Consider the following 25,163-nt stretch of genomic DNA (forward strand, 5'->3'; position numbering starts at 1 on the left):
AGCCGGGACCCACGCTATAGTCGTCGGTGCAGAAATCTGGGCCCCGGCTCAGCAGCGCCATAGCGTGGCGAAGACGCGCGTAAACGCGCTTACGCCACGCTGCGCTGCGTCCGGGGCACGAGGGTGCCCATGGACCGCGAATTCCTGACCGACCTGTTCGCCGATTTCGGCCCCGTCACTATCCGGAAGATGTTCTCGGGCTATGGCATCTCAGCCGACGGCATCAATTTCGCGCTCGCCTTGCGGGCCGGCCTGTTCTTTCGGGCCGACGAGATGACGATCCCGGACTTCGAAACCGAAGGCTCGAAACCATTCCAGTATTCGACCCGCGCCAAGACCGTGGTGGTCAACTCCTATTGGGAGCTGCCTGCGCGCCTGTTCGACGATTCCGAGGATTTCGTGCAGTGGGCGAGGGCGGCGCTCGCGGCCGCCCAGCGCGCCAAGGTGAAGACGCGGCCGAAGGGGAAGAAGGTCGCGAAGAAGAAGGTCGCGCCGAAGAAGTCTCTTGCGAAGAAGGCTGCCAAGACGACGGAGCGCAGGGTGGGCAAAGCGACTTGTCCGCCAGAGCGCGAAGAGCGACGGCGGAAGCGTGACCACCGTTCGAAATAGTCATGACGACATCGTGGGCACGGCGTTTTGCGCCTTTGCCCGCCCTACGAGCGTTCAATCCACGGCCTTCGTCAGGCCCACTCTCATGTCTTTGGCCGTGAACACGCAGACGCCGTCCGCGAGCACACGGCCGTCGGCAATTCCGAGTACCAGCTTGCCGCGCCGGACCATACGCATGGCGACCTCGTAGCGCACGTGCCGCGTCCCCGGCGTGACCACTCCGGTAACCTCTACCTCGCCGACGCCGATCGCCCGGCCCTTGCCGGGTGAGCCCGACCAGCCGAGCCAGTAACCGACCATCTGCCACATCGCATCCAGCCCCAGCGTTGGTGGCATCACTGCGTCGCCGCGGTAGTGGCAATCGAAGAACCATTGAGAAGGCGCAATATCCAACTTGCCAACGATATGGCCCTTGCCGAACTCACCGCCGTCCAGGCTGATGTCCGTGATGCGGTCCATCATCAGCATCGGCGGCGCCGGCAATTGCGCATTGCCCGGCCCGAAATAGCCGCCGTCGCTCGATCTCAGCAGTTCGTCCCTGGTGTAGGACGGTTGCGGCGTGTGGAAATCGTGGGGATTGGGCACGACGACAATTCCTCGGTGCTCGCAGTCTGGCGGCGCGGAGGATGTCGGTCGTCAGGTTGGAATGTCAAGCGCAGCCGTCCGGCATGCCGCAACCGCGTCACGCCACGCGGCTGTGGGTCTCGACCGCGTATTCCGGATCGGCCTCGCAGATCACGCGGTTGCGGCCGTTGCGCTTGGCGGCGTAGAGGCAGGCATCGGCGCGCTCGATCAGCGCATCGGTGTCGTCGCCCGGCTTGAGCATGGAGACGCCGACGGAGATGGTGACGCGGCCGAGGATCTCGCCGGTGGACTTCTTCTTCAATTCCTTCGCCATCACCGCGCGGCGGATGTGGTCGGCCACAGTGAGGGCCTGGCGCAGGGCGGTGTTGGGCAGCACGACCGCGAATTCCTCGCCGCCATAGCGCGCGGTGATATCCTGGCCCTTGATGGTCTGCTTCAGCGAAAGGCCGACGAGCCGGAGCACCTGGTCGCCGGTGAGATGGCCGTAGGAATCGTTGAACGACTTGAAGTGATCGATGTCGAACAGCAGCAGCGACAGCGGCTCGCCCGAGGCAAGCGCGCTCTGCACCGCCATGTCGATCATGCGGTCGAAATATTTGCGGTTGCCGAGTCCTGTGAGCGGATCGGTCAGGCTTTCGGCGCGGATCGCCTCCAGGCTCTGCTGGAGATTGCTGATCTCGTTCTTCGACAGCGTCAGCCGATCTTCCAGCGCCTTGTTGGTCTCGCGCATCTCGCTGGTCGAACGCAGCAGCGTTTCGACGATCGACTTGATCTGCTCGCGGCTCTTGGCCGAGGCCAGTTGCTGGGTGGCGCCCGACAGGCTGGCATCGTAGGAGCCGGTCACGCCGAGTGCGTCGCTCAAGACCTTCATCACGTCGTCGATCTCGCCGATGACGCGCGCGCCGACCTTGTCGATGCGGTCGGTGGTCTTGATGTGGGAGAGGTAGGTTTCGTAGATCTGCTCGAGATCGCCTTCGGTCAGTTTGCCGCTGCGCGCCAGCGTCTCGTTGACGATCTTGTTGAGCGGCGCGTTGTAGCCGGTGGCGTAGACGTACCAAATTTCATACGTGCGGGGAATTGCGGTCTGCCGCAGCGATCGGATCTGACCGAGCGCTACCTCGGCGAACGCCATCGTGCGTTCATGTTCGTCGAGAACCTTGACCACAGAACATACCCCACAGCGGTCGAGGTGCGCCATCGACCGCAGCAATGCTTAAATTATGTTCGTAGGCTAACGGACGATCGTGAACACCCCGTAAATATACGTCCATGGATGCTTCTAAAAAATTGTGCAGCGGCTTTGCTCAACCGAAACCTGGGGCGCCTTGCGCCTCAGGCTCCGGCGGGGGAGCGAACCGGCCGCAGCAGAAACGCCGGCAGATGCGAGTGATCGCCGGGCTCGCTGTCGGCCTCGCGCTGGCGGCGGGGCTCGGGCCGGCCGATCGACGGCACATGCGACGGATTGGCCGGCTGGCGCGCGCCATGACGCGGCTCGGACGATTGTCGGGCTTCCCGCGGGGGCCTCGGCTCGCGTGCAGGCCTCGCCTCGGGGGCGGGCCGCGCTTCGGCCGACGGCGTTGTCTCGGAAGCGTGCCTCGCTTCGCCACGCGGTTCGCGCGGCTCGTGGCTGCGCTCACGGTCGCGACCGCCGCGCTGCGGCTTGCCGCGTCCGCCACGTGAACGCTCGCGGCCGCGCGACTCGCGCGGGCGATCACTATGTTCGCCAGTGTCGGCACTCACTGCGTAGTCGCCTTCGGCGCGCGGAATGCTCTGGCCGATCAGCTTCTCGATCGCCACCATCGACTTCTGGTCGAGCGGCGTCACCAGCGAGATCGCGGTGCCGGTGCGACCGGCGCGGCCGGTGCGGCCGACGCGATGGACGTAATCGTCGGGATGGTGGGGAACGTCGAAATTGAAGACGTGGCTGACTTCGGGGATGTCGAGGCCACGGGCGGCGACGTCGGAGGCGACCAGCAGAGGCAGCTCACCCTTGCGGAACTGTTCGAGCGCCGCCGTGCGGGCCGACTGGTCCATGTCGCCGTGCAGCGCGCCGACACTGAAACCGTGCTTCTGCAGCGATTTGTGAACGATCGCGACCTCGCGCTTGCGATTGCAGAAGATGATCGCGTTCTGGAGATCCTTGGCCTCGCGCAGCAGGCGTCGCAGCAATTCGCGCTTCTCATGCGCTTCGCGCCCGGCCGGGACCTGACACTGCGTGACGGTCACGGCGGTGGTAGCGGGCTTGGAAACTTCGACCTTCTGCGGGTTGTGCAGGAAGGTCTCAGTGATGCGCCGGATTTCCGGCGGCATGGTCGCGGTGAAGAACAGGGTCTGCCGCGTGAAGGGGACGAGCTTGCAGACGCGTTCGATGTCGGGGATGAAGCCCATGTCCAGCATGCGGTCGGCTTCGTCGATGACGAGCAACTCGACGCCGGTGAGGAGCAAACCGCCGCGCTCGGTATGGTCGAGCAGGCGGCCGGGGGTGGCGATCAGCACGTCGACGCCACGCGTCAGCTTGGCATCCTGGTCGCCGAAGGAAACGCCGCCGATCAGGAGGGCGACGTTGAGTTTCTGGCCGGCGCCGTAGCGGTCGAAGTTTTCCTTGACCTGCGCCGCGAGCTCGCGGGTCGGCTCGAGGATCAGCGTGCGCGGCATGCGTGCGCGGGCGCGACCCTTTTCGAGGATGGTGAGCATCGGCAGCACGAAGGCCGCGGTCTTGCCGGTGCCGGTCTGGGCGATTCCGAGCACGTCCTTGCGTGCGAGGACGTGGGGGATCGCCTGTTCCTGAATGGGGGTGGGGGTGGTGTAGCCGGTGGCCGCGACTGCGGCGAGGACTTTTTCGGATAGTCCGAGATCTGAAAAGGACATTGAGCCTCTGGTCGAAACCGCCGTTCGGAATCGAGGGTAATAAGGCTGTCGCGTTCCACCCCGAAACGGCGCGCTCTCAAAGAAGCTGGGGGTGCTGACTCACGCGAACAAAGCGCCAGGCTCAGGAATCGCTCTTCGATACCGAGCCGCGTCGACCCGGAACATAGGCGGGAATCGGCCAAAGTCAATGGAGCGGCGCGGGAAGGTCCTAAAAAACCTGAGGTTTTACCAAATAGCGGGCGCGGCTGGGTTTTTCCGCCCAGCCGCACGCCCAGGCCGGGGCCGCCAAAATGGCGGCTAATGCCCATCCGAGCCCCGCGCCCGGAAGTCACCGGGGGCCATGCCATAGGCGGCATTGAAGACCCGGTAATAGGTCGCGAGGCTCTCGAAGCCACAGGAGGTGGCGATGTCGGCGATCAGCCGCTCCGGTGCCTCCCGCATCAGGCGGCGGCTCTGCTTCAGGCGTTCGTCGGTCACGGTCTGCGAGAAGGTCTTCGCCGCGGTCTCGAACAGCATGTGCAGGTGGCGCACGGACACGCCGAGCTGGTCGGCCACCATCGTCGGCGCCAGATCCGGGTTTTGCAGGTGGCCCGCGATCAGGCGCCGGGCCTGCGAGAGGCGGGCGGTCCGCAGCGCAGCCTGTCCGCGCCGGCTGCCGGGCCTGACGATGCCGCGCTCGATCAGCGCCAGATGGGCCAAAGCCTGGACGAGCGAGGTCGCATCGACGGCGCTACCATCAGCGGCCTCATCGAGATCGGCAAAGCAGGCGCCGAGCAGCGGCGCCAGGCTGGGATCGCTGAAGGTCCGGGGCGCCAACTCGCGCATGCGCCTGTCCTGCGTCGGAATGCTGCCGAGCGGGATCTTCAGGATCCGCAAGTGGAAGCCTCCGGCGCCGAGCGGCGCGGTGCGGTAGGGTAGGTCGGTATGGCTGGTGGCGAAACTGCCGTTGGCGATCGCGAAGTCGTTTCCGCGCATGCCGCCGAACCAGCCGCCGCTGCCGAGCTGCTGGTAGACGCAGATGCTTTCGCCGGGTGCGTCGGCGATGTCGGAGCTGCTGCGTTCGACCGTATATTGCGAGGCCTTCAGCTCGACGAGGCCAGCGCCGCCGAGCTGGCGCAGCGAGAACTCGCCGAAGAAATCCCCGCGCCGTTCGCGCTCGAGTTCGGCGGTAACGCCGAACAAACCCTTGGAGCGCACCTCGCGCCAATAATCGAAGCGATCCTTCGGCTCCACCTCTTCGGTACACCAGCGGTACACGGCAGCCCCCTCGCTTCCAGTGCGTTGCCCGATGCCAAAGAAAGAGCAGATTCCAGCGCAATCTGCCATAGGCAGATCGTGGAACCGGGGCCCGGGCGCTTGAACCCTCGCTACGTCTGGGCCGACTATCACACAGCGGCAGGGGGGCCAATGAACTGCCGTTCGAGGGAAGCGGCGTGGCGCCGTTCTGCAACGGGAATTTTGCGATGACGCGTCGGCTTTTTGGAATTTTGGCGGCCCTTGGCCTGGCGGCGAGCCTGAGCGGCTTCGTCGCGCCCGCCCATGCCGAGAAACGTGTCGCGCTCGTCGTAGGCAACAACGATTACAGGAACGTCCCGAAGCTGCTCAAGGCGGTCAACGACGCCCGCACCATGGGCGATACGCTGAAGCAGCTCGGCTTCTCGGTGATGGTCGCCGAGAACCAGAGCCGGCAGCAATTCTCCGAGACCCTGCTTGCCTTCGACAAGGCGATCGAGCCCGGCGACACCGCGTTCTTCTTCTACGCCGGCCACGGCTTCGAGATCGCGGGCCAGAACTATTTGCTGCCGACCGACGTGCCGGCGGCGACCGAAGGTCAGGAAGAGCTGGTGCGCGACGCCTCGATCCTGGCTGACCGCATCGTCGAGCGCCTCCAGAACAAGAAGGCGCGGACTTCGATCCTCGTGTTCGACGCCTGTCGCAACAACCCGTTCGAGCGCAAGGGAACCCGCGCAGTCGCCGGTGGCGGCGGGCTTGCTCCGATGGTGCAGTTGCCCGAAGGCGTGTTCTCGGTGTTTTCGGCCGGTCCCCGCCAGACTGCGCTCGACCGCCTCTCCAACGACGACGCCAATCCCAATTCGGTGTTCACGCGCACTTTCGCCAAGGAGTTGCTGCAACCCGGCGAGAACCTCGTGCAGGTGGCGCAGCGCACCCGCCGTCTCGTCAGCGCGATGGCCGACACCGTCAAGCACAGGCAAGTGCCGGTCTATTTCGACCAGATGGTTGACGACGTCTTCCTCAGCGGCACGGCGAAAGATGCCGTCGCGCGGCCGGCCGATCCGCCGCCGCAGAAACTCGCGGCGCTGCCGCCGGTGTCGGTGCCGCAAATGCCGAAGGAAGAATCCATCAACGCGCCGATCGCGAGCTTCTCGCGGCACAATGGCGGCTGGAGCGTCGTGTTCTCCTTTGCCGACCCGACGCTCGGCATTTCCTGGCGCATGGCCGGCAAGGGCGATTTCCGCGAGACCGGCTTCATCGACACGCTCGATCCGCGCACGCGCAAGCGGATGCCGAACCCGTCGATCGAATTGCCGCCGGATGCTGCGGCAGGCACCATCGAGGTTCGCTATGTCGATCAGTCCGGGGACATGCAGGGGCCGTTCCCGATCCGGTTCGATCCCGAGGCCGCACTGATCCGGGACCAGCGCAAGATCCTCGACATGACCGCGACGAGCTGGCTGTCGTTCCGCGAGTTCAACGGACTGCTGGTCTACTACACGCACCTCGTGTCCTATCGCTGCGCCATTCGCGAGGTGCGCATCGGCATCGACAGCGCCGTGCCCAACCAGGTGCTGAAGATGCCCGCTTGCGACATGCGCGATCCCAGTGCGATCACCGCCGGCATGCCGCTCTACATGAAGCTCGCGCCAAGCACGCAGTCCATCTCGGTGGAACTGACCTATCGCGACGGCAGCGTCTCCGAGATCAAGAGTTTTCGGGCCGCGAACCGCAGCAACAATTGAGGCCGTGTTGATCGGGCGGGGCGTGACGGGGTGGACGAAGTTTAATCGGACAAGCCAGGGGTGGAAGTGTTAGAGGCGGGGATGATAAAATTCATTATCGTCGCGCTGCTCACGACGCTTCCGGCATTGGCGCAAACTACTCCAATCCCCACGCCGCCAGTCACCGACAGGGAACGCGTCCAGGCGGACCGTGCGAAAGCCGCCGAGGATGAAAAAGTGGCTCCGGCCGCGCGTCCGTGGGATCGCGACGCGGACGGCAAGCGTCCGTGGGAACGGAAGTCGTCAAAGCCCTGAGCCGAGCAAAGAGCCGTTCGCCGCAGGCGAAAGGAACAACTCCTCGGTCACCTGGATTGTCCACCAAACCAGGGAGACGATCCATGATACGCAAGTCCATCCTCGTAGCCTTCGCATGCGCTGCGCTTTCGACGACCGCTTTTGCTCAGGGAGGCGGTGGCGGAGGAGGTGGTGGTGGTGCGGGTGGCGGCGCCGGCGCGGGATCCGCGGCCAGTTCGGGTGCGGGAACAGGCACGTCATCCAGCAGCGCCAATTCGGGGCCGTCGGCTCCGTCGGGGATGGGGACCCATGGCACCACCACGGGGGCCAACGTCAACACCAACAACAGCCAGAACAATCCGAACGTTCAGTCGCCGACTGCGAATGGTACGTCCCCGACAGCCGCGCAAGCTGAGCGGAACGCTGGGGTCGGTCATGCGCCCAACGGGCTGCCGATCGGCAGCCCGGGCACCGGGACCAGCAATGAGGATCAGAAATAGTTTGGCATCCGTTCATGAAAGGCCCGCAGTGCGGGCCTTTCTGTCTCCGCGACGGCCTGTCTCGGGGCGGCCGGCGGCCTGACGCGCACGGCAGATGCAGGTGGCTCCTGCCGCAGACAACGCTAGGCACCCGGCTCTAAACCCGCGGCTCGCTCTCTTCCGCATCGCGGCTTCGGCGCGTGCGCAGATAGACGAGCGCGATATTGATGGCCAGCCAGGCTGCCACACATGTCAGCAACCATGCCACGTTGAACATTCCCTCTCATGCTCTTCTTGGTCGTATATCCCATAACAACCCGGAGCCCCCGTTTATTCCCGGGACGCGAAGGGCCGGCGTGATCCGGGCTGCCGGCCGGTCCGAACATGGCGCATCCAGATTCAGGCTCAGCCCGGCCGGAATCGGCGTTATATTGCCCGCCATATCTTGACCGATACTCGCATCGCGGATCGTGGCTGCCATGACCACCGACCGACAACCGAACCGGACGAAAAAAGTCCGCTGCTGCATCGTCGGCGGCGGCCCCGCCGGGATGATGCTCGGCTATCTCCTGGGGCGCGCCGGCATCGAGGTCGTGGTGCTGGAGAAGCATGCCGATTTTTTCCGCGATTTCCGCGGCGATACCGTGCATCCCTCGACGCTTGAAGTGATGGACGAGCTCGGCCTGATCGACGGCTTCCTGAAGCTGCCGCATCAGCGCCTGCAGAAGATGGACGGCCTGTTCGGCGGCACGCCGGTGCGCATCGCCGATCTTTCCCGGCTCCACACCAAATACCCCTTCATCGCCTTCATGCCGCAATGGGACTTTCTGAATTTCCTGCGCGAGGCCGGCCGGCGCTTTACCTCGCTCGAGGTGATGATGAGCACCGAGGCGGTCGATGTGATCCGCCGCGGCGAGACGATCGCCGGGGTGCGGGCGAAAACGCCTGACGGCATCGTCGACATCGAAGCCGATCTCACTATCGCCTGCGACGGCCGGCATTCGACGGTGCGCGAGCGTGCGGGCCTCGGCGTCGAGGAGATCGGCGCCCCGATGGACGTGCTGTGGTTTCGCGCCGGCCGCAGACCCGACGAAACGGAAAACGTGTTCGCGCGCGTCGAGCCCGGCAAGATGATGATCACGTTCGATCGCGGCGACTATTGGCAATGCGCCTATGTCATCGCCAAGGGACAGTATCAGGCGGTGAAGGCGAGGGGCCTGCAGGCGCTGCTCGACGACGTCGTACGCATGGCGCCGATGCTGAAGGGCGGCATCGCCGACGTGAAGAGCTTCGACGACGTCAAGCTGCTGACCGTCGCCATCAACCGCATGGCCCGCTGGACGCGGCCGGGCCTGCTCTGCATCGGCGATGCCGCGCATGCGATGTCGCCGGTCGGCGGCGTCGGCGTCAATCTCGCCGTGCAGGACGCGGTCGCGACCGCCAATCTCCTGGCGGACAAGCTGCAGCGCGGCTGCCCGTCCGAGAACGATCTCGATGCCGTACGCCGTCGCCGCGAGTTCCCGGTGAAGATGACGCAGCGGATGCAGGTGGTCGTGCAGAACAGGATCATCAGCGGCGCCCTGCAGGGGAACGACCGGCCGCTCCAAGTGCCGCTGATCGTGCGCCTGATCACCGCGCTACCGTGGCTGCAGGGCATTCCGGCGCGCCTGCTTGCGCTCGGCGTGCGGCCCGAGCATGTGCATTCGAAGGCTGCGCCGGCATCGTAGCGCTGCAATTCGGTAGGGATAACGTCGCGTTAAATCGCGCATGCGGCGTTGCGCGCGTGCAACAGCGCCGACGGATTTGCGGGCCAGTGCGTGCCATGCGCCGCGTTAACTCTGTTGATTCGAATTTTAGTAACACCCGTCTGTGACCGTGCGTGCATCAAAGGACACGGGGTGTACCATGCGTAACAAGTTGATTGCCGCCTTTGCCTGCACGACAGCTCTGGTTTCGACCGGCGCGGCCTCCGCCGCCGATCTCGGCGCGCGCTACACGAAGGCGCCCGCCTACGTGGAGCCGCTGTTCAACTGGACCGGCTTCTATGTCGGCGGCCACATCGGCGGCGCGTGGACCAACGAGCAGTTCATCAACAACGGGATCGGCGCGCCGTTCGGCGATCTCGTCCCGGGCCAGGGCTATCGTCAGCGCAGCGCAGGCATCATGGGCGGCGCCCAGATCGGCTACAACTGGCAGGCCAACAACTACGTGTTCGGCATGGAAGGCACGATCTCCGGCCTCGACAACAAGGGCTCGTTCACGAACACCGCGTTCGGTGCAGGGGACGACGTGTTCTCCTGGCGCGCCAACGTGCTCGCGACCGTGGTCGGCCGCGCCGGCTTCGCCGTGCAGAACAACCTCTTCTACATCAAGGGTGGCTATGCCGGCGTGAACAATCGTCTCTCGGTGACCGACACGGTTGGTCCGGCGACGGGCTCCGGCGGTCAGACTCACTGGGCCAACGGCTGGACCGTCGGCGCCGGCTGGGAATACGGCGTCACCCGCAACTGGATCGTCGGCCTCGAATACAATTACGCGGCCTTCGGCAGCCAGACCTATCAGCTCGGCGGCACCTCAGGGAATTACACCTTCGATGCCAAGCCGCGCGACATTCAATGGGCCGTCGTGCGCGCGAGCTACAAGTTCGACGCCCCGACCATCCGTTACTGAGCAAGTCGACCGCAACGCGACCAACGATCAAAAAAAGCACTGCCAAAATTCAAAGCCCCGGACTTGTCCGGGGCTTCTTTTTTGCGTCGTCGGATCTCGTGCGGTCCGGCCTCAGGCCATCACCGAGAAGCCGCCATCGACGGGGATCGCGGTGCCCGTGACGAAGTTCGATGCGGGCGATGCCAGGAACACGGCGATGCCGGCGAAATCGTCGATGTCGCCCCAGCGCCCCGCAGGCGTGCGCGCCAGCACCCGCTCGTGCAATCCCGATACCTGTTGCCGCGCGCCGCGGGTGAGGTCGGTGTCGATCCAGCCCGGCAGGATCGCATTGACCTGGATGTTGTCGGGCGCCCAGGCATTGGCGCAGGCCCGCGTGTACTGCACGATGCCGCCCTTGCTCGCAGCATAGGCGGTGGCGAAGCTCGCGCCGAAGATCGACATCATCGAGCCGATGTTGATCACCTTGCCGTTGCCTGACGCCTTCAAGGCCGGGTAGGCGAGCTTGGAGCACAGGAAGGCGCTGGTGAGGTTGGTTTGGATCACCGTGTTCCACTCGTCGAGTTCGAGCTCGTGCGGCGGCTTGCGGATGCTCATGCCGGCGTTGTTGACGAGGATGTCGATGCGGCCGAGATCCTTCACCACGCGCGCGATCATGGCCTCGATTGCTGCCTTGTCGGTGACGTCGGTCGCAACCGCGATCGCCTTGATGCCGCGCTGCCTGAGATCTTCGACTGCTGCCTTGGACTTGGCTTCGTTGCGTCCGACCACGGCGATGTCGGCGCCGGCATCGGCAAGGCCGCGCGCCATCCCGAGCCCGATGCCACCATTACCTCCCGTGACGATCGCGACCTTGCCGCGGAGATCGAACCGGCTGGATGTCATGCTTGTATTCCCTGGTTTCTTTTATTGGTTGCTCTGCCAGATCAGCACCAGCCCGAAGCCGGCCATGGCGGCGCCATAGCCGGCCCAATGCAGCTGGTTGACCATGAAGCTCGATCGCGGCCAGGGAACCGTACCCGTGCCCTGTCCGATCCAGAGCAGCCCGACGGCGAGGGCAAACAGGCCTGCTACAAGCAGAAATCTGCGCATGCATTCCTCCCCGTCGGTCCGCTTCCCTCGCGACTCGCGGCATGAACGATTGCCGTGGCCACGAAAGCTTGGGGCGCACAGTAACCGCAGCTTCGGTTCGGATACAATGGCGCGGCCGGCAGAGGCCAACGCGGCGAAGCCCGGCGCATGTCGCGATACGCGGGCGCGCGATCACCGAATTCTGGTGAGTGACCGATGTCCGGCTCGCCGCTGCGTATGGCGCCGAAATCGAGCTTAGGTCGTCGACCAATCCATAACGAAAAAGCCCCGGCGATGGCCGGGGCTTTGACGTCTGAACTTGCGTTCGGATCAGTCCTTGGTCGCTCAGTACTTGGCGACGACCGGACCGGTCCAGTTGAAGCGGTAGACCAGCGAGGTCGAGATCGTCTGGTTCCAGCTGTTGGCGCGGATGTCGCGGCCGACCAGGGCGTTGGTGCCGTCGAACAGCTCGTTCTGGGTCTTGGTGTTGTAGAAGGCCGAACGATACTCGGTCTTCATGAACCAGCCGGGCGAGGAGACGCCGAAGATGTTCAGGCTGTTCTCGACGCCGCCACCGACGAACCAACCATTGCGGTTGTAGCTGTTCAAGTGGATGCCAGCCGGAGTGCCCACAACGTTCGTAAAGTTGGTCTGGCCGAAGTGAGCGCCGGAGTAACCGCCGTTGACGTAGGAGAGAACGTTCGGGGCAACCAACCAGCCGAGGCGAACACCAGCGGCCCAGGAGGTTTCAAGCTTCTGGTTGCCGGTGAGGCCGCCGATCGGATCCTGAATGGTGGCGCGGAGGCTGCCGAACTGACCGTCAGCGAACACGCCGGCGACCCAGGTGCCGCTGAACTGCCAGTCGTAACCGGCGCCGACCGTGCCGAACCAACCGGAGCCACCCTGGCGCTGGTCGATCGTCAGCGCGGTGTTGGTTCCCGTGGTCTGGACGTGCTGGTCGGCGTTGGAGAGGCCACCGCCGCCGCCGCCGAACACGTAGAAGCCGGTCCAGTTGGCGACGGGCGCCGGCATGGGGGCCTTCACGTAGGGACGGGCACCGAGATCAGCGGCCGAGGCCGAACCGGTCATCGCGGCAACCGCGGTCAGAGCGAGCAAAATCTTCTTCATGTCAAAATCCCCAACCTTGGTCTGTGTAGCAGGCGCGAGCGCACTGGAGTTCGTGTCAACTGATGCCCGGACTATAGACGTTTCCTGCCGAAATGCTGTTGCCGGGCAAGCACAGTCGCCGGAAAACGCCGGTGCGCGGGTATTTCGGCGGCAATTGCCGAAATCTGAAATAATTGCATATAATCAATAACTTGATCGGATTCCCCAATTTCAAATTCGGGTAGGATTTCGTTAGGAAATTCGACCTTGTCCGAAATAGAGGCAGCCGTGCCTCGGCTTGAGCGCCGTGAGTCGTTGGCCGAGTCGCAGCGACGGCCCTGCGAGTCGCTCAATGCCATGCCGGCCGCGGCGACGTTGTCGCGCCCCCTGAACGCAAAAGAGCCCCGGCTTTTCGCCGGGGCTCTCGACGGAGCGCTACTGCGCCGCAGACTCAGACGTCCAGCAGCTCGTCGCTGGCGAATTCGGCCTTGTCCGTGATGAAGGCGAATCGCGCCTCGGCCTTGGTACCCATCAGGCGCTCCACCGAATCCGCGGTGGTATCGCGGTCGTCGGCGAGCAGCACCACCTTGAGCAGCGTGCGCTTGGCTGGATCCATCGTGGTCTCCTTGAGCTGCGCCGGCATCATCTCGCCGAGGCCTTTGAAGCGGTTCACCTCGACCTTGGCGTTGGCATTGAACGCGCTCTTGATCAGCGCTTCCTTGTGCTTGTCGTCGCGCGCGTAGACCGACTTGGTGCCGTGGGTGAGCTTGTAGAGCGGCGGCACCGCGAGGAAGAGGTGGCCTTCGTCGATCAGCCGCGGCATCTGCCGGTAGAAGAAGGTGATCAGGAGCGAGGCGATGTGGGCGCCGTCGACGTCGGCGTCGGTCATGATGATGATGCGTTGATAGCGCAGATCCTCTTCGCGGTATTGCAGGAGCTGGCCGCAGCCGATCGCCTGCACGAGGTCGGAGAGCTGCGCGTTCGCCGTCAGCTTGTCCTTGCCGGCGGAGGCGACGTTGAGGATCTTGCCGCGCAACGGCAGCACCGCTTGCGTCTTGCGATCACGCGCCTGCTTGGCACTGCCGCCGGCCGAGTCGCCTTCGACGATGAAGAGTTCGGAGCCGTCGGTGCCGGCGTCGGTGCAGTCGGCGAGCTTGCCGGGCAGGCGCAGCTTCTTGCCGGCGGTTTTCCGCGCGGTCTCTTTCTCCTGCCGCCGCCGCAGCCGTTCCTCGGCGCGGTCGATCACGAAATCGAGCAGCCTGTTGGCCATGTTCGGATTGCCCGACAGCCAATGGTCGAACGGATCCTTCATCGCCTGTTCGACGATGCGCTGCGCTTCCGCCGTTGCGAGACGATCCTTGGTCTGGCCCTGGAATTCGGGCTCGCGCACGAACACCGAGAGCATCACGGCGGCACCGACCATCACGTCCTCCGACGTAATGGAGGAAGCGCGCTTGCCCTGGCCGACGCGCTCGGCGTGATCCTTCAGGCCGCGCAGCAGCGCGCTGCGCAGGCCGGATTCGTGCGTGCCGCCATCGGGTGTCGGGACGGTATTGGTGTAGGAGGACAGGAAGCCGTCGGCATCCGCGGTCCATGCCACCGCCCATTCGCAGGCGCCATGGGCGCCGTTGCGGCCCGACTTGCCGGAGAAGATATCCGGGTGCACCAGCGTGTCGGCGTGGATTGCAGCCGCAAGATAGTCCTTGAGGCCGCCGGGGAAGTGGAACGTGGCTTCGGCCGGTACGTCCTCGATGCCCTTGAGCAGCTCGGGCGCGCAATTCCAGCGGATCTCGACGCCGCCGAACAGGTACGCCTTCGAGCGCGTCATCTTGAACAGACGCTGCGGCTTGAACGCAGCCTTGGCGCCGAAGATGTCGGTATCGGGCTTGAAGCGGACCCGCGTGCCGCGGCGGTTGTTGATCTTGCCGAGGTCCTCGAGCTTGCCCTTCGGGTGGCCCCGCTCGAACGTCATCCGGTAAAGCTTCTGGCTGCGCGCGACCTCGACCTCGAGCAGCGAGGAGAGGGCATTCACCACGGAGATGCCGACGCCGTGCAGGCCGCCCGAGGTCTCGTAGACCTTGCTGTCGAACTTGCCGCCCGAATGCAGCGTACACATGATGACTTCGAGCGCCGACTTTTTCGGGAACTTCGGATGCGGATCGATCGGGATGCCGCGGCCATTGTCGGTGACCGTGAGGAAACCATCCGCGGAGAGCTCGACACCGATGAAGGTCGCGTGTCCGGCCAGCGCCTCGTCCATCGAGTTGTCGATGACTTCGGCGAACAGATGATGCAGCGCCTTCTCGTCGGTGCCGCCGATATACATGCCGGGCCGCCGCCGCACCGGTTCCAGGCCTTCGAGCACCTCGATGTCGGCCGCGGTGTAGTCAGCTTCGCCGCCGGTTCCGCGCGGCGCCGCCTTGGGGGCGCCGCGGGGTTTCGGCTCGTCGCCACCGAAAAAATCGTCTTTTGCTTTTGGCTTCAACTGCTTGGACATATATCTTGATACGCTTTGAGGGCCGCATCAGCGGCGAATCGGTTGGGCCGACTATGCCACTTCTGACTTGGAAAGGTTACCGCGAGGCGGGCCGGGCGGCGTGGTTGGAAGCCAATCCCGGCGAATTTACGCCGCAGGCCCTGCAATTGCCGGCAATTTGACCGGTTGTCCGGGCCCAGCCGAGTTTTGTGACTTGATGTCACACAAGCCCTTGGCTTACCAGTCTTTTTCATCGAGCAGCACCTTGAGACGGGGCGGGAAGGCTTTTTTAGATGGAGCAGTTTGCGCACGCCCTGGCCGATTTCGTGCGCGCTCACCAGGCCTGGGCCGCTCCGATCGTGTTCGTGCTCGCCTTCGGGGAGTCGCTGGCCTTCATCTCGCTGCTGATCCCGGCCTGGGGCGCGCTGGTCGCGATCGGTGCGCTGATCGGGGTGAGCGGCATCAGCTTCTATCCGGTCTGGATCGCTGGCGGCCTCGGCGCGGCGCTGGGCGACTGGGTCTCGTACTGGTTCGGCTACCGCTACAAGGAGAAGGTCGCCCAGATGTGGCCGCTCTCGCGCTATCCGGAACTGCTGCCCAGAGGCGAGGCCTTCGTGCGCAGCTGGGGCATCCCCAGCATCTTCATCGGCCGCTTCTTCGGCCCCTTGCGTGCTTCGGTGCCGCTGGCGGCCGGCATCTTCGAGATGCCTTATTGGAGCTTCCAGGCCGCCAATTTCGTCTCGGCCCTGATCTGGTCGGCCGTGCTCCTGCTGTTCGGCGACGTGCTGGCCAAGATCATGGAATGGATCTGGCGGGTGATCTGACGCCGAAACCTTGACGAAAGCCTGATCTAGCCTTATAGCCGCGCGCCATGATCAACGCCGCGACCATCCTGTTCGCCCGTCGCCGCCGCCGCAGTCTTGCGGTTTGGGCGGTCGATCGCGTTTGAGATCATCGTCTTTGCCGCTGGATCCGATCCGCGGCATTCTCTCTCCTGTCAGCGCGATCTGATCCGGCGGCCCCCAAAGAGGCTAGCAGGAGACCACGATGTACACGCCACCCTTTTTCAAGCAGGACCGCGCCGCGAGCCTGAAATTCGCCGAAGAGCGCGGCTTCGGCACCATGTGTGCCTTTGACGGCAAGAAGCCGGTGGCTTCGCCGCTGCCGTTCTATCTGACCTACGCCGCCGACGGCACGCCGCAGGCTGCCTTTCATGTCGCCCGTCACAATCCGCTGCTAAAGCTCGCAAGCGGCGATGCGTCCTGGCTGCTCGCGGTCAACGGCCCCGATGCCTATGTCTCGCCGGACTGGTATGTCTCGCCGGACCAGGTGCCGACCTGGCTCTACCAGTCGGTGCATCTGAGCGGGCCGGTGCGGATGTTGTCGGATGACGAGCTGGCGGTGCAGATCGACACGCTCAGCGACAAGTTCGAGAACTGGCTGTTGCCGAAGACGCCGTGGACGTCGGACAAGATGACGGCCGGACGGCTCGAGGCGATGAAGAAGGCGATCGTGGGCCTGGTTATGAATGTTGAGGAGGTCGAAGGCAGCTTCAAGCTCAACCAGCACAAATCCGACGCCGACTATACGGCGATCGCCAATGCGCTCAGTGCCGGCGATGCCGACGCCAGGCAGATCTCACATTTGATGCGGCAGGCAAGGCCGCAGGTTTTCGCAGACGACACGAACATGCTCGAAGGGAGCGCGCCATGAGCCTCGCTGACATCAAACAGGCCCCGAAGGGCGCTGCCACCAACCCCGCAACCGTCTTCGTCGACGGCGGCTCCGGCACCACCGGTCTCGGCATCAACGAGCGACTGAAGCACCAGAAAGACGTCGTCGTGAAGACGATCCCTGACGACAAGCGCAAGGACCCCGCTGCCAAGAAGGCGCTGATGGAGGAGGTGGACCTCGTCATCCTCTGCCTGCCCGACGATGCCGCCAAGGAGACGGTCGCGCTGGTCGACAGCATGGGCGGCTCGGGCCCGAAGGTGCTCGACGCCTCGACCGCCTACCGCGTCGCGCCCGATTGGGCCTACGGCTTTCCGGAACTGACGCCGGACCAGGCCGGCAAGATCAAGGCGGCGAAGAAGGTCTCCAATCCCGGTTGCTATCCGACCGGCGCGATCGCGCTGCTGCGGCCGATCGTCGATGCCGGCCTGCTGCCATCAGACTATCCCGTCACCGTCAACGCGGTGAGCGGCTATTCCGGCGGCGGCAAGTCGATGATCGCAAGCTTCGAAGACGGCAGTGCGCCGTCCTTCGAGCTCTACGGCCTCGGCTTCGAGCACAAGCATCTGCCGGAGATGCAGCTCTATTCGAACCTGACGCGGCGGCCGATCTTCGTTCCGTCGGTCGGCAACTACCGGCAGGGCATGCTGGTCTCGGTGCCGCTGCAACTCGACACGCTGCCCGGCAAGCCCGGCGGTGCCGATCTCCAGGCTGCGCTCGCCAAACGCTACGACGGCTCGAAATACGTCAAGGCGATGCCGCTGCAGAACGAAGCATCGAAGGGCGGGCGGATCGAGCCGGAAGCGCTGAACGAGACCAACATGCTCGAGCTCTACGTCTTCGCCAGCGACAAATATCACCAGGCGGTGCTGGTCGCCCGGCTCGACAATCTCGGCAAGGGTGCCTCCGGTGCAGCCGTGCAGAACATGCGGCTGATGCTGGGGCTGGCAGAGGAGTAGCTGATCGAACGTTGCTCGCGGCGCCAACCCGTTGGACGGCGCGATGCTACGATTTTCTGCCCCGGCAAGACCGATCAATGACGCCTAAAAGGGACGCGTGATGAGCTCGAAGAAGATCGGCATTCTCGGCGCCTCCGGTTACACCGGGGCGGACGCAGTGCGCCTGTTGGCGCGGCATCCGAATGCCGAGATCGTCGCGCTGACCGCCAACACCCACGCCGGCAAGTCGATGGGCGACGTGTTTCCGCATTTCTTCATGCTGGACCTGCCGACACTCGTTGACTGGGAAAAGGTCGACTGGAGCAAGCTCGATGCGGTGTTCTGCGGGCTGCCGCACGGCACCACCCAGGAAATCATCGCCGCTGTCCTCAAGGCAAATCCTGAAATCAAGGTGCTCGACATGTCCGCCGATTTCAGGCTGCGGGACAAGGACACCTATGCGCAATGGTACGGCCATGAGCACCGGGCGCTCGAGCTCCAGGGAGAAGCGGTCTATGGACTGACCGAATTCTATCGCGAGCAGATCACATCGGCGCGGCTGGTCGCCTGTCCCGGCTGCTATCCCACGGCGGCGCTGCTCGCGCTGGTGCCGCTGGCGAAAGCCGGACTGATCGACGTCGACGACATCATCATCGACGCGAAATCGGGCGTGACCGGCGCCGGCCGCGGGCTGAAACAGAATACGTTGTTCAGCGAGGCGGGCGAGGGGCTGTCGCCCTATTCGGTCGGAACCCACCGGCACGCGCCCGAGATCGAGCAGGAGCTCGGCGTCGCCGCAGGCTCCGCGGTGACGATCAACTTCACGCCGCATCTCATTCCGATGGCGCGCGGCGAACTCTGCACGTCCTACGTCAAGCTCACCGGCGCGACGCCGGACGATCTGCGAGCCGCGCTGGAACGGGCCTATGCCAACGAGCCCTTCGTGCATGTCGCGCGGAAGGGCGTGCTGCCGCAGACCCAGAATGTACGCGGCTCCAACTATGTGCAGATCGGCGTCGTCGCCGACCGTATCAGGAACCGGGCGATCGTGATTTCCACGCTCGACAATCTGGTGAAGGGTTCGGCCGGGCAAGCGATCCAGAACATGAACCTGATGTTCGGGTTGCCCGAGACGACGGGACTGGAGCAGATCGCGCTGTTTCCGTGAAACGAGGTGCTGCGGTGGACGAAGCGACCTTGCAATTCTACCGGAGCAACGCCGAAGCCTATGCCCAGCGCGAGATCACTTCGCGCAAGGCGCGGCTGACGGCGTTTCTGTCCCGGCTCATGCCGGGCGCTTCCATTCTCGAACTCGGATGCGGGGCCGGTGGCGACACGGCCGAAATGCTGGCGCGTGGCTTCGCGGTTCGCGCCAGCGACGGATCGCCGGAAATGGCGGAAGTCGCCTCACGCCGCCTTGGGCGCCCCGTCGAGACCCTGTTGTTCGACCAGCTCGACGACACCGAGGCCTATGGCGCCGTCTGGGCCAATGCGTGCCTGCTGCACGTGCCGAGACCCGAGCTCGCGGGCGTTCTCGGGCGCATCCGGCGTGCGTTGAAGCCCGGTGGCTTTTTCTACGCCAGCTACAAGACCGGCGAGGTCGACGGCCGCGACACGCTGAACCGCTACTACAACTATCCCTCGCCGGACTGGCTGCGGGCGACCTACGCAGAGGCGGGCGACTGGAGCGAGGTGTTGATCGACACCGGCGAGGTCAAGGGCTTCGACGACAAGCCGGCATCGATGCTGTTCGTCGTCGCCCAGAAGAGCGGCTGAGCGCCGCTCGCTCACACCAGCTTGAAGATCGCCAGCGCCAGCACGGCCTGGGCGAGGAAGCCGACGGTGAAGGCCAGCGTGCGGAACACGGGAATCCCGAGCGCGTAGACGATCAGATGCGCGACGCGGGCCCAGAAATAAACGGCGCAGGCGAGCACGGTCCATTTCGAGGAATAGTCGATCGCATTCAGGATCAGCACGAGCGGTGCGAATACGATCAGGTTCTCGACCGCATTGTCGTGCGCGAACATCAGGCGGTTCGCCCATTCCGACTGCGGCTTGTCACCACGCGAGGGGTTGGCCATCGCGCCGGAGAGACCGCGGATCTGGCACCGGTTGATGGTGTAGGGAATCCAGAGGATCCCGGTCAGGATCACCGTCAGTGTCAGCCAGAACAATTCGCGCGTCATGGTTCGATCCCCTCTGTCGTCGCTGCGTTGAGCGCGAGTCTATACAAAAGCGTGGAAGATTCCGCTATGCGCGAACCCTGACATAGCTGCCGGGCGCGTCCTCGATCGGCGGGAAGGCGTTGCCGCCCGGTATGCGGGCGGGGACCTGCTCCGGATCGAGCTCGCCCAGCCACTGCCGCCAGTCCGGCCACCACGAGCCCTTGTGCTCGACCGCGCCCTTCAGCCACTCGGCGACGTTGACGTCCTTGATGTTGTCGTTGGTCCAGTACTGATACTTGTTCGAGGCGGGCGGATTGACCACGCCGGCGATGTGGCCCGAGCCCGACAGCACGTATTTCACGGGACCGCCGAAGAACTGCGAGCCGTACAGCACCGATTCAGCGGGCGCGATGTGGTCCTCGCGGGTGGCGAGGTTGTAGACGGGCACCTTGACCTTGGAGAGATCGAGCAGCGTGTTGTCGAGCACCATCGTGCCGGTGGAGAGCCGGTTCTCAAGATAGCAATTGCGCAGATAATAGGAATGGTTCGATGCCGTCATGCGTGTCGCGTCGGAATTCCAGTGCAACAGGTCGAATGCGCTCGGCTGCTTGCCCTTCAGATAGTTGCTGACGACGTAGGACCAGATCAGATCGTTGGAGCGCAGCATGTTGAAGGCCATCGCCATCTTCGAGCCTTCGAGCACGCCGGCGGCCTTCATGTCCTGCTCCAGCGATGCGATCTGCTCCTCGTCGACGAACACCAGGAGGTCGCCGGCATGGCTGAAGTCGACCTGTGCCGCGAAGAACGTCGCCGACGACACCCGCTGGCGGCGCTTCTCGGCGAGCCAGGCCAGCGTGGTCGCGAGCATGGTGCCGCCGACGCAATAGCCGGCGGTGTGCACCTTCATCTCGCCGGTGACCTTCTCGATCACGTCCATGGCCGTGAGCGGGCCTTCCTTCATGTAGTCTTCCCAGCTCTTGTTGCCGAGCCGCTTGTCGGGATTGACCCATGAGATCACGAACACGGTGATGCCCTGGTCGACGCACCATTTGATGTAGGATTTCTCCGGCTTGAGATCGAGGATGTAGAACTTGTTGATCCAGGGCGGCACGATCAGGAGCGGGGTGCGCAGCACCGTCTCCGTGGTCGGCGAATACTGGATCAGCTGCATCAACTCGTTCTGGTAGATCACCTTGCCCGGCGTCGTCGCCATGTTGACGCCGACGACGAGATTGTCCGGATCGGACTGGCGGATCTTCAGCATGCCATTGCCGGCGGCGATGTCCTCGGCCAGCATCTTCAGGCCGCGCGCCAGATTCTCGCCGCTGCTCGCCATCGTCTCGCGCAGCACTTCCGGATTGGTCAGCACGAAGTTGGAGGGCGACAGCGCGTTGGTGAGCTGCTGCATGTAGAACTCCGCCTTGCGGCGGGTCTGCGGATCGAGCCCCTCGGCGTCGCGCACCAGCTCCTGCGCCCATCTGGTCGTGAGCAGATAGAGCTGCATGACGAAATCGAAGAACTGGTTTGATTTCCACTCCGGGTCGGCAAAGCGCTTGTCGCGCGGCGAGGGCGCGATTGCGGGCGCTGCGTCCTGGCCGGCCATGCGGCGCGCCGCCGAACCCCAGAGGTCGAGATAGTCCTTGGCGAGCTTGATCTGCAGATCGGAGGAGCGGGACGTATCCGACAGCCAGTACTCGGCAACCGACGTGAAGGTCTTGACGACTTCGGTGAGTTCGGCCGGCGGGCGATCCTGCACCTCGCCGCTTTCGCGCGGCTTCAGATAGGCGGCGAGCGCCTTGCCGCCGTTCTCCATCGCCCGCGCGACATTCATCGCAAAGGCTTCCGCATCGAACTTCGGCTCGGGTTTGGGCGTATCGGTCGTGGCCATACTCATGAGCAGAACAGTAACGATTCATTCCGTATTCGTCACCGCGAAGCTCGCATGTTTGACGTTAAACCCTCTCGAAGATGTGTTGCACTGCGACAAATCTTCTCGGTTCCGTCACATTCGGGCCGCACGGCTCGGTTTGGTGGGCAATGGCTGTTTTCTCGCTCGCACCATTTGGGCAGCAATGGTTTGAGCTTGGGCGCGGTCTTGGGTAAGATTGCCCGGGGCCGTGCTTTGGGACGAGTAGGGGATTTCCCAGGTGTTGGCGTTATGGGACCTGCAAAAGACGCTGCCGATCCGCGGCGCGCTGCTGATCGCGGCGCTCGCCGTCGGCGGTTGCTCGAGCCAGCTCGCGGATATGACCCCGACGGACGCGCAGGCGCATCCCAGGGAGCCCGGCACCTATCTGCCGGTGCACGACCTGCCGCCGGATCGCGATCAGGCGGTCATCACGCCGGAGCAGCGCGCCAAGATCGAGGCCGAGCTCGCCGCCGCGCGCGATCGCCAGGCGGTCGCCGGCAAGGATGCGAAATGAGCCGCTCCAACGTAATCGCTGGCGCCCCCGCCTTGCCGTGCTAAAAGATCCCGGTTCAGCCGAGAGTCAGGGCGAACGACTTCAGTCTTCGTCGTCGATGATTGCTCTAAGCATTTGATTTTGAGTAATTTTCTCGACGAGGATGGACGCCTTTCCGAATTGCCGTCCCGGCCTGTCGATTCTGTCCTGACCGGTTGCCCCGGAGCCCAGAGAGCCATGGAAGAATTTTACCGCATCCGCCGCCTTCCGCCTTACGTGTTCGAGCAGGTCAATCGGGCCAAGGCGGCCGCGCGGAATGCCGGCGCCGACATCATCGACCTCGGCATGGGCAACCCGGACCTGCCGGCCCCGGCGCATGTGCTCGAGAAGCTGAAGGAGACGCTGGGCAAGCCGCGGACCGACCGCTACTCGGCGTCCCGAGGGATCAACGGCCTGCGCAAGGCCCAGGCCGGCTACTATGCCCGCCGCTTTGGCGTGAAGCTCAACCCGGACACCCAGGTCGTGGCCACGCTGGGCTCCAAGGAAGGCTTTGCCAACGTGGCGCAGGCGATCACCGCGCCCGGCGACGTCATCCTCTGCCCGAATCCGAGCTATCCGATTCACGCCTTCGGCTTCCTGATGGCCGGCGGCGTGATCCGCTCGGTGCCCTCCGAGCCGACGCCGGAATTCTTCGAGGCGGCCGAGCGGGCGATCGTGCATTCGATCCCGAAGCCGCTCGCGCTCGTCGTCTGCTATCCGTCGAACCCGACCGCCTATGTGGCGAGCCTCGATTTCTACAAGGACCTCGTTGCGTTCGCCAAGAAGCACGAGATCCTGATCCTGTCCGACCTCGCTTATGCCGAGGTCTATTTCGACGAGAACAACCCGCCGCCCTCGGTGCTCCAGGTGCCCGGCGCGATCGACGTCACCGTCGAGTTCACCTCGATGTCGAAGACCTATTCGATGGCCGGCTGGCGCATGGGATTTGCGGTCGGCAATGAGCGCGTCATCGCAGCTCTTGCCCGCGTCAAATCCTACCTCGATTACGGTGCCTTCACGCCGGTGCAGGTCGCGGCGACCGCCGCACTGAACGGCCCGGACGATTGCATCAGGGAGATGCGCGATACTTACCGCAAGCGCCGCGACGCGCTGGTGGAATCGTTCGGCCGCGCCGGCTGGGAGATCCCGCCGCCGGAGGCCTCGATGTTCGCCTGGGTGCCGCTGCCTGAAGCCTTCCGCAGCGTCGGCAGCATGCAATTCGCAACCCTGATGGTGGAGAAATCCGGTGTCGCGGTCTCGCCCGGCGTCGGCTTCGGCGAGCATGGCGAAGGATATGTCCGCATCGCCATGGTGGAAAACGAGCAACGGATCAGGCAGGCCGCACGCGGCGTGCGACGCTTCCTTGAAAGCGGCATCGAAACGTTGCACAACGTCGTTCCGCTCGCCAATCGGCGTTAAGTTCTCTTCGGCAGGTTTTCTAAGTCATCATGGTTGCACCCCTGAAAGTGGGCATAGCGGGGCTCGGCACCGTGGGCGCCGAAGTTGTCCGTTTGATTGAAGCGCAGGCCCGCGTGCTCGCAGGCCGCAGCGGCCGCGGCATCCGCGTCGTCGCCGTCACCGCGCGCTCGAAGGCGAAGAAGCGCGGCATCGACCTGCGCGGCGTCGAATGGGTCAGGGATCCCATGGCGCTGGCCACGCATCCGGACGTCGATTGCTTCGTCGAACTGATGGGCGGCGCCGGCGACCCGGCACTCTCCACCGTCGAGGCCGCGCTCAACGCCGGCAAATCGGTCGTCACCGCCAACAAGGCGCTGCTGGCGAAGCACGGTTTGAAACTGGCGAAAGCCGCTGAAAAGCACGGCGGTGCGCTGAATTACGAGGCAGCCGTCGGCGCCGCGATCCCCGTCATCAAGACGTTGCGCGAGGGTCTCGCCGGAACCGGCATCAACCGCGTCTACGGCATCCTCAACGGCACCTGCAATTACATCCTGACACGGATGGAGCAGGAGGGCCTGTCCTTCGCCGAATGCCTCGCGGATGCGCAGCGGCTCGGTTATGCCGAGGCCAACCCGTCCTTCGACGTCGACGGCCACGATACCGCGCAGAAACTCGCCATTCTCGCCAGCCTCGCCTTCGGCACGAAAGTTGCTCAAAGCGCTGTGTATGTCGAAGGCATCTCCTCCATCGCGCCGGAAGATCTGCGTGCGGCGGCCGATCTGGGTTACCGCGTCAAGCTGCTCGGGGTTGCGGTTCGCACCGCCAAGGGCATCGAGCAGCGCGTGCATCCGACCATGGTGCCGAAATCCTCCTCGATCGCGCAGGTGATGGGCGTCACCAATGCGGTTACGATCGACGGCGAGGGCATTCCCCCGATCACGCTGGTCGGCCCCGGCGCGGGCGGTGCTGCGACCGCATCCGCCGTCGTTGCCGACATCGCCGATGTCGCGCGCGGCATCCGGGCCAACCCGTTCGGCCGGCCCATTTCGCAACTGCGCGACACCAAGAAGGCGCCGATGGAGCGGCACGAGGGCGGCTATTACATCCGCCTGCTGGCGCGCGATTTCCCCGGTACCGCGGCTGCGATCGCGACCCGGCTTGCCGAGCAGAAGATTTCGATCGAGTCGATCGTGCAGCGCCATCCCAATGGCGGCGCTGCGCCAGCCGACGGCAAGGCGGTCCCCGTGCCGGTCATCCTGATCACTTACGCCACGCACGAAGACGCCGTGCGCCGCGCGCTCGCGGCCGTGCAGAAGGACAAGGTCATCAGCGGACGGCCGCAGGTGATCCGGATCGAGAAGAATTAGAGCTTGAACA

Annotated in this window: 22 protein-coding genes; 12 read left to right on the top strand and 10 right to left on the bottom strand. The window is 64.5% G+C overall.

The features are described 5' to 3' along the window. The first annotated feature begins 129 nt into the window (after positions 1-129). Positions 130-609, top strand: a complete 480-nt coding sequence (locus CIT40_RS15980; RefSeq protein ID WP_094896904.1) for a TfoX/Sxy family protein — start codon at positions 130-132, stop codon at positions 607-609. A 54-nt stretch (positions 610-663) separates the two neighbouring features. Here CIT40_RS15980 and fabA read toward each other — a convergent pair whose 3' ends face one another. From fabA to CIT40_RS16000, 4 genes are all read right to left on the bottom strand, one after another. Further along, positions 664-1,194 (bottom strand): bifunctional 3-hydroxydecanoyl-ACP dehydratase/trans-2-decenoyl-ACP isomerase, encoded by a 531-nt coding sequence (fabA, locus tag CIT40_RS15985; protein ID WP_094896905.1) that lies wholly within the window; start codon positions 1,192-1,194, stop codon positions 664-666. A 97-nt stretch (positions 1,195-1,291) separates the two neighbouring features. After that, positions 1,292-2,359, bottom strand: coding sequence for a GGDEF domain-containing protein (locus tag CIT40_RS15990; protein WP_094896906.1), 1,068 nt, complete (start codon positions 2,357-2,359; stop codon positions 1,292-1,294). A gap of 167 nt (positions 2,360-2,526) precedes the next feature. After that, a complete protein-coding gene (locus CIT40_RS15995; protein WP_094896907.1) occupies positions 2,527-4,062 on the bottom strand; it encodes a DEAD/DEAH box helicase in 1,536 nt (511 codons plus the stop codon). 297 nt (positions 4,063-4,359) lie between these two features. Continuing rightward, positions 4,360-5,319, bottom strand: coding sequence for a helix-turn-helix transcriptional regulator (locus tag CIT40_RS16000; protein ID WP_094896908.1), 960 nt, complete (start codon positions 5,317-5,319; stop codon positions 4,360-4,362). Positions 5,320-5,525: 206 nt separating this feature from the next. On the opposite strand from CIT40_RS16000, the gene CIT40_RS16005 reads away from it, so the two are divergent. From CIT40_RS16005 to CIT40_RS16015, 3 genes are all read left to right on the top strand, one after another. After that, complete coding sequence (locus CIT40_RS16005; RefSeq protein WP_094896909.1) at positions 5,526-7,040, top strand: caspase family protein; 1,515 nt, start codon at positions 5,526-5,528, stop codon at positions 7,038-7,040. Positions 7,041-8,271: 1,231 nt separating this feature from the next. After that, entirely contained in the window at positions 8,272-9,519 is a 1,248-nt protein-coding gene (locus CIT40_RS16010; RefSeq protein ID WP_094896911.1) for an FAD-dependent oxidoreductase, read from the top strand. 178 nt (positions 9,520-9,697) lie between these two features. Further along, positions 9,698-10,462 carry an outer membrane protein gene (locus CIT40_RS16015; RefSeq protein ID WP_094896912.1) on the top strand — a complete coding sequence of 255 codons (765 nt, stop codon included), beginning with the start codon at positions 9,698-9,700 and terminating at the stop codon, positions 10,460-10,462. Between the two features lie 111 nt (positions 10,463-10,573). On the opposite strand, the gene CIT40_RS16020 is transcribed toward CIT40_RS16015, so the two are convergent. The 4 genes from CIT40_RS16020 to parE form a co-directional block, all read right to left on the bottom strand. Continuing rightward, positions 10,574-11,344 (bottom strand): SDR family NAD(P)-dependent oxidoreductase, encoded by a 771-nt coding sequence (locus CIT40_RS16020; RefSeq protein WP_094896913.1) that lies wholly within the window; start codon positions 11,342-11,344, stop codon positions 10,574-10,576. A 21-nt stretch (positions 11,345-11,365) separates the two neighbouring features. Further along, a complete protein-coding gene (locus CIT40_RS16025) occupies positions 11,366-11,551 on the bottom strand; it encodes a hypothetical protein (protein ID WP_028144810.1) in 186 nt (61 codons plus the stop codon). A 324-nt stretch (positions 11,552-11,875) separates the two neighbouring features. Then, positions 11,876-12,658, bottom strand: a complete 783-nt coding sequence (locus CIT40_RS16030; RefSeq protein ID WP_094896914.1) for an outer membrane protein — start codon at positions 12,656-12,658, stop codon at positions 11,876-11,878. Between the two features lie 430 nt (positions 12,659-13,088). After that, positions 13,089-15,134: a DNA topoisomerase IV subunit B gene (gene parE / locus CIT40_RS16035; RefSeq protein WP_094896915.1), complete on the bottom strand. Its 2,046-nt coding sequence runs from the start codon at positions 15,132-15,134 to the stop codon at positions 13,089-13,091. 272 nt (positions 15,135-15,406) lie between these two features. Between parE and CIT40_RS16040 the strand changes: the two genes are divergently transcribed. The 5 genes from CIT40_RS16040 (at position 15,407) to CIT40_RS16060 (ending at position 19,558) form a co-directional block, all read left to right on the top strand. Then, positions 15,407-15,937 (top strand): DedA family protein, encoded by a 531-nt coding sequence (locus CIT40_RS16040; RefSeq protein ID WP_094896916.1) that lies wholly within the window; start codon positions 15,407-15,409, stop codon positions 15,935-15,937. Between the two features lie 223 nt (positions 15,938-16,160). Then, positions 16,161-16,826: an FMN-binding negative transcriptional regulator gene (locus tag CIT40_RS16045; protein ID WP_094896917.1), complete on the top strand. Its 666-nt coding sequence runs from the start codon at positions 16,161-16,163 to the stop codon at positions 16,824-16,826. Beyond that, complete coding sequence (gene argC, locus CIT40_RS16050; RefSeq protein ID WP_094896918.1) at positions 16,823-17,803, top strand: N-acetyl-gamma-glutamyl-phosphate reductase; 981 nt, start codon at positions 16,823-16,825, stop codon at positions 17,801-17,803. Before CIT40_RS16045 ends, argC (CIT40_RS16050) begins: the two co-directional genes overlap by 4 nt. Before the next feature lie 100 nt (positions 17,804-17,903). Then, a complete protein-coding gene (gene argC, locus CIT40_RS16055; RefSeq protein ID WP_094896919.1) occupies positions 17,904-18,950 on the top strand; it encodes an N-acetyl-gamma-glutamyl-phosphate reductase in 1,047 nt (348 codons plus the stop codon). Between the two features lie 14 nt (positions 18,951-18,964). Continuing rightward, positions 18,965-19,558: a class I SAM-dependent methyltransferase gene (locus CIT40_RS16060; RefSeq protein WP_094896920.1), complete on the top strand. Its 594-nt coding sequence runs from the start codon at positions 18,965-18,967 to the stop codon at positions 19,556-19,558. A gap of 11 nt (positions 19,559-19,569) precedes the next feature. Here the strand turns inward: CIT40_RS16060 and CIT40_RS16065 are convergent, their stop codons facing one another. Next, positions 19,570-19,968 (bottom strand): MAPEG family protein, encoded by a 399-nt coding sequence (locus tag CIT40_RS16065; RefSeq protein ID WP_094896921.1) that lies wholly within the window; start codon positions 19,966-19,968, stop codon positions 19,570-19,572. Between the two features lie 64 nt (positions 19,969-20,032). Then, the gene (locus tag CIT40_RS16070) at positions 20,033-21,841 is read right to left on the bottom strand and encodes a PHA/PHB synthase family protein (RefSeq protein WP_162307513.1); all 1,809 of its coding nucleotides are present in this window, start codon (positions 21,839-21,841) and stop codon (positions 20,033-20,035) included. A gap of 253 nt (positions 21,842-22,094) precedes the next feature. On the opposite strand from CIT40_RS16070, the gene CIT40_RS16075 reads away from it, so the two are divergent. The 3 genes from CIT40_RS16075 (at position 22,095) to CIT40_RS16085 (ending at position 25,153) form a co-directional block, all read left to right on the top strand. Then, on the top strand, positions 22,095-22,370 hold the full coding sequence (locus tag CIT40_RS16075; protein ID WP_094896923.1) for a hypothetical protein: 276 nt from the start codon (positions 22,095-22,097) through the stop codon (positions 22,368-22,370). 216 nt (positions 22,371-22,586) lie between these two features. Beyond that, a complete protein-coding gene (locus CIT40_RS16080; RefSeq protein WP_094896924.1) occupies positions 22,587-23,807 on the top strand; it encodes an LL-diaminopimelate aminotransferase in 1,221 nt (406 codons plus the stop codon). A gap of 29 nt (positions 23,808-23,836) precedes the next feature. After that, the gene (locus CIT40_RS16085) at positions 23,837-25,153 is read left to right on the top strand and encodes a homoserine dehydrogenase (RefSeq protein ID WP_094896925.1); all 1,317 of its coding nucleotides are present in this window, start codon (positions 23,837-23,839) and stop codon (positions 25,151-25,153) included. The last annotated feature ends 10 nt before the right edge of the window (positions 25,154-25,163 follow it).

This window comes from Bradyrhizobium amphicarpaeae (assembly GCF_002266435.3).
Lineage (GTDB): Bacteria > Pseudomonadota > Alphaproteobacteria > Rhizobiales > Xanthobacteraceae > Bradyrhizobium > Bradyrhizobium amphicarpaeae.

Excerpts from the sequence above, each read along its gene's own strand:
- CIT40_RS15980 (WP_094896904.1), top strand. The coding sequence starts at position 130 with ATGGACCGCGAATTCCTGACCGACCTGTTCGCCGATTTCGGCCCCGTC.
- CIT40_RS15995 (WP_094896907.1), bottom strand. The coding sequence starts at position 4,062 with ATGTCCTTTTCAGATCTCGGACTATCCGAAAAAGTCCTCGCCGCAGTC.
- CIT40_RS16005 (WP_094896909.1), top strand. The coding sequence starts at position 5,526 with ATGACGCGTCGGCTTTTTGGAATTTTGGCGGCCCTTGGCCTGGCGGCG.
- CIT40_RS16010 (WP_094896911.1), top strand. The coding sequence starts at position 8,272 with ATGACCACCGACCGACAACCGAACCGGACGAAAAAAGTCCGCTGCTGC.
- CIT40_RS16015 (WP_094896912.1), top strand. The coding sequence starts at position 9,698 with ATGCGTAACAAGTTGATTGCCGCCTTTGCCTGCACGACAGCTCTGGTT.
- CIT40_RS16020 (WP_094896913.1), bottom strand. The coding sequence starts at position 11,344 with ATGACATCCAGCCGGTTCGATCTCCGCGGCAAGGTCGCGATCGTCACG.
- CIT40_RS16025 (WP_028144810.1), bottom strand. The coding sequence starts at position 11,551 with ATGCGCAGATTTCTGCTTGTAGCAGGCCTGTTTGCCCTCGCCGTCGGG.
- CIT40_RS16030 (WP_094896914.1), bottom strand. The coding sequence starts at position 12,658 with ATGAAGAAGATTTTGCTCGCTCTGACCGCGGTTGCCGCGATGACCGGT.
- parE (WP_094896915.1), bottom strand. The coding sequence starts at position 15,134 with ATGTCCAAGCAGTTGAAGCCAAAAGCAAAAGACGATTTTTTCGGTGGC.
- CIT40_RS16040 (WP_094896916.1), top strand. The coding sequence starts at position 15,407 with ATGGAGCAGTTTGCGCACGCCCTGGCCGATTTCGTGCGCGCTCACCAG.
- CIT40_RS16045 (WP_094896917.1), top strand. The coding sequence starts at position 16,161 with ATGTACACGCCACCCTTTTTCAAGCAGGACCGCGCCGCGAGCCTGAAA.
- argC (WP_094896918.1), top strand. The coding sequence starts at position 16,823 with ATGAGCCTCGCTGACATCAAACAGGCCCCGAAGGGCGCTGCCACCAAC.
- argC (WP_094896919.1), top strand. The coding sequence starts at position 17,904 with ATGAGCTCGAAGAAGATCGGCATTCTCGGCGCCTCCGGTTACACCGGG.
- CIT40_RS16065 (WP_094896921.1), bottom strand. The coding sequence starts at position 19,968 with ATGACGCGCGAATTGTTCTGGCTGACACTGACGGTGATCCTGACCGGG.
- CIT40_RS16070 (WP_162307513.1), bottom strand. The coding sequence starts at position 21,841 with ATGAGTATGGCCACGACCGATACGCCCAAACCCGAGCCGAAGTTCGAT.
- CIT40_RS16080 (WP_094896924.1), top strand. The coding sequence starts at position 22,587 with ATGGAAGAATTTTACCGCATCCGCCGCCTTCCGCCTTACGTGTTCGAG.
- CIT40_RS16085 (WP_094896925.1), top strand. The coding sequence starts at position 23,837 with ATGGTTGCACCCCTGAAAGTGGGCATAGCGGGGCTCGGCACCGTGGGC.